The sequence below is a fragment of the Mesorhizobium sp. M7A.F.Ca.ET.027.03.2.1 genome (assembly GCF_003999175.1).
GTDB lineage: Bacteria > Pseudomonadota > Alphaproteobacteria > Rhizobiales > Rhizobiaceae > Mesorhizobium.
Genome location: NZ_RZOM01000617.1, coordinates 1 through 3,719 on the forward strand (window position 1 = coordinate 1; position 3,719 = coordinate 3,719).

The 3,719-nt window shown below is 64.2% G+C and carries 3 protein-coding genes and 1 pseudogene; all 4 read left to right on the plus strand.

What is annotated here, in order from left to right:
- Window positions 1-436 (plus strand): annotated as a pseudogene (locus tag EN750_RS23430) (LLM class flavin-dependent oxidoreductase); the annotation flags it as partial.
- A gap of 21 nt (window positions 437-457) precedes the next feature.
- On the plus strand, window positions 458-1,234 hold the full coding sequence (locus tag EN750_RS23435) for a DUF427 domain-containing protein (RefSeq protein ID WP_127397789.1): 777 nt from the start codon (window positions 458-460) through the stop codon (window positions 1,232-1,234).
- Between the two features lie 33 nt (window positions 1,235-1,267).
- Window positions 1,268-2,905, plus strand: a complete 1,638-nt coding sequence (locus tag EN750_RS23440; protein ID WP_127397790.1) for an ABC transporter substrate-binding protein — start codon at window positions 1,268-1,270, stop codon at window positions 2,903-2,905.
- 7 nt (window positions 2,906-2,912) lie between these two features.
- Window positions 2,913-3,719, plus strand: an 807-nt coding sequence (locus EN750_RS23445) for an ABC transporter permease (RefSeq protein ID WP_145967858.1), incomplete at its 3' end; no start/stop codon positions are given.

Consider the following 3,719-nt stretch of genomic DNA (forward strand, 5'->3'; position numbering starts at 1 on the left):
CTGGAGCGGGTTGGACCTGTCGCTGTTCCCGCCGGACGGGCCATTGCCGCCGCTGCCGGACGAGAGCACGTTCAACGGCGGACGCACGTCGCTCAACCGGGTCAAGCAATGGGCGAAGCAGAATCTCAGCCTGCGCGAGATCGCCCGCAAACTCGCCAACAGCGGTTCGGTGCCGACCGTCGCCGGCACGCCGGTACAGATCGCCGACCAACTGCAGGACTGGTTCGTTTCCGGTGCCGCCGACGGCTTCAACCTGATGTTCCCGCTGCTGCCCGAGGACTGGGTGAATTTCGCCGAACAGGTGGTTCCGGAGCTGCAGCGGCGCGGCGTGTTCCCGACCGAATACGCGCCGGGAACGCTGCGCGACCGCTTCGGCCTGGCGCGACCAGCCAATCGCTTCGCCGAACAACGCGACAATGCGCGCGCGGTGTCCTGACGTCAGGCCGGGAGAACGATCATGACCGTTGCACCAAGATTGCAGCCCCGCGAAGCCACCGCGCCGCAGCTCGTCAATGTCCTGCACAGCCCCAAGCGCGTGCGCGTCAAGTTCGGCGGCCGCACCATCGCCGACAGCCGCAACGTGCTCGTGCTGCGCTCCAACCATTTCCTGCCGATCTATTTCTTCCCGCCGTCAGCGGTCGACCCGTCGGTGCTGAGACCCTCACTGCATCGCGAACCGCACCCGGTCGGTGGCGAAACCGCCTATTGGGATATCGACAGCGGTGACAGGCGCAGCGCCAACGCGGCCTGGGCGTTCGTGTCGCCACCGGATGAAAACCTGGCGCCTCTGGCCGGCCGCATCGCCTTCACCTGGAAAGCCGTCGACCAATGGTTCGAGGAGGAAGAGGAAGTCTTCGTCCACGCCCGCGATCCCTACGCACGCATCGATGTGCTGCAGAGCTCCAGCCATGTGCAGGTCTGGTTCGACGGCGAGCCGATCGCCGACAGCCAGCGCCCGGTTCTGCTGTTCGAGACGCATCTGCCAACGCGTTTTTATCTGCCCGCGGAAGACATCCGGCTGGAGCGGCTGACGGCGTCCGTCACAACGACGCGATGTCCTTACAAGGGCATCGCCTCCTATTGGTCCGGCCTGCTGAGCGACGGCTCGGTGCGCCCTGACATCGCCTGGAGCTACCGGGATCCCATAGAGGAAATGCCCAAGATCAAGGGCCTCATCGCGTTCTATCCGCAGGCCGTCGACCGCATCCATCTCGACGGCGAACCCGTCGCATAGCTTTCAATCTTCATTTCAAGGCAGGGGTTTAACATGACCAAACTCAGAGATATCGACGCAGTTCGCAATCTGTCGGGGGACATCTGGAATGTCGCCGTCGACGAATATCAGGGCGGCTTTCTCAAGCGCCGCGATCTCCTGAAATACGCCGCACTGCTCGGCCTGACCGGCTTTGCCGCTTCGCAAGGGCTTGAAGGCGCGCGCGCCGCGACTGCTGCCGGCGGCACGGTTCGCGTTGGGCTCGGCCAGCCGACCAAGGCGATCGATCCGGTTTCGGTCACCGATCCGGCCAGCATCGGGGTGATCAGCCAGGTCGGCGAGTATCTGATCCTCGACGATCCGAAGGATGGTCTGCAGCCGAAGCTGGCTCTGTCCTGGGAAGCAAACGAGACGGCCAGTCGCTGGACCTTCAAGTTGCGGCCAGGGGTGAAATTCCACGATGGCCGCGCGGTCACCGCCAGGGATGTTGTGGCGAGCTTCGAGCGGCTGGTCGATCCGGCCAGCGGCTCGTCGGCGCTGTCCGCCTACAAGGGCATCCTGTCCAAGGGCGGCGCCAAGCTGGTCGACGACGAAACCGTCGCCTTCGATCTCGACGGCCCAAACAGCAACTTCCCCTTCTATGTCTCCTCAGACGTCTACAATGCCGTCATCCTGCCGGCCGACTATGCCGGCGATTTCGAGAAGAGTTTCAACGGCACCGGTCCGTTCAAGCTCGAATCCTTCCGTCCCAAGCAAGGCGCCAGCTTCGTTCGCAATGAAGACTACTGGGGCGACAAGGCGCTGCCCGACCGGGTCGAGATCAAGTTTTTCGACGACGAGCAGGCGCAGGTGCTGGCGCTGCAGGCCGGCCAGCTCGACGTCATCCCGAGCACGACGCGCCTGGAGCTGGCGATCGAGGGCAATCCCAATTTCAAGCTGCTGAGCGTGCAGGCAAGCTCGCATGACCAGGTGCATCTCAGAACCGACCAGGCGCCGTTCACCGACAAGCGCATCCGCCGCGCGCTGGCGCTCACCATCGACCGCGAGGCGGTGGTCAAGGGCCTGCTGAAGGGCCGCGCCATCGTCGGCAACGACACCCCGTTCGCGCCGATCTTCCCATCGGCCGATCCGTCGGTGCCGCAGCGCAAGCAGGACATTGCGGAAGCCAAGCGGCTGCTCGGCGAGGCGGGTGTGCCGAACGGCTTCGAGGTGAAGCTGACCACCGAGCGCGCCTATGACATTCCCGACTATGCGGTGATCATCCAGAACTTCGCCAGGAAGGCCGGCATCGACGTCAAGCTCAATGTCCTGCCACAGGACGCCTATTACGGCTCGGCCACCTTCGGCAGCTCGCCCTGGCTGGATTCGGTGCTCGGCATCACCGACTACGGCCATCGCGGCACGCCCGACATCTTCCTCAACGCCACGCTGAAGAGTTCGGGAGCCTGGAACGCGGCGCATTTCAACAACCCGGCCTATGATGCGCTGCTGCTCGACTACTCTAAGGCGCGTGATCTGCAGGCACAGCGCCTCGTTGCCGGCAAGATCCAGACCTTGCTGCTTGACGAGACGCCGGCGATCATCAGCTACTTCTCGCAATACAGCCGGATCGTCAGCTCGAAGGTCGAGGGCGTGCGCTTCACCGCGATCTCGCATCTGCTGCTCGACCGCGTTTCCTTCGTCCAGGCATGATCGCGACATGCTGACCGGTCGCATTCTGTCAGCGCGTCTGGGCACACTTGTCCTCACGCTGTGGCTGGTCAGCATCCTGGTGTTCTTCGCCGGGCAGGTCCTGCCCGGCGATGTCGGCCGTGTGATGCTCGGGCCTTTTGCCGATGCGCAGGCGGTGGCGGAACTGAACAAGCGGCTGGGCACCGATCAGCCGGTTCTCGTCCAGTACTGGCTCTGGTTCAGCAAGGCCGTCACCGGTGACTTCGGCACCTCGCTGTCGATGCGCGGGCCGGTGGCGCCCTTCGTGCTGGAAAGCCTCAAGCGCTCCGCCGCCCTTGCCGGCATTATTCTGATTTTTCTCATTCCGCTTGGCGTTGGTGCCGGCGTCGTTGCCGGTCTCAATGCGGGCCGCTTGATCGACCGGCTGATCGTGATGGCAGGCGTCTCCTTCGGCATTGTGCCTGATTTCGTTTCTGGCCTGATGCTGCTCATCGTTTTCGGCCTGTGGCTGAACTGGTTCCCGATCTCCGGTGTTGCGCCCGATGGCGCGGGCTTCTGGACGCATGGCTATTATCTGATCCTGCCGGCGCTGCCGCTGGTGCTGAACCTTGCCGGCTACATCGCCCGGATGACGCGGGCAGGGGTGATCGAGGCAATGGCCGCCGATTATACGCGCACCGCCGTCCTGAAAGGGCTCGAGCGGCGCGAGATCATCTTTCGGCACGTGCTGCGCAACGCGCTGACGCCGACCATCGCGGTGCTGGCGACGCAGACCGGCTACATGCTTGGCGGGCTGGTGGTGATCGAGGCGCTGTTCGGCATCCAGGGGCTTGGC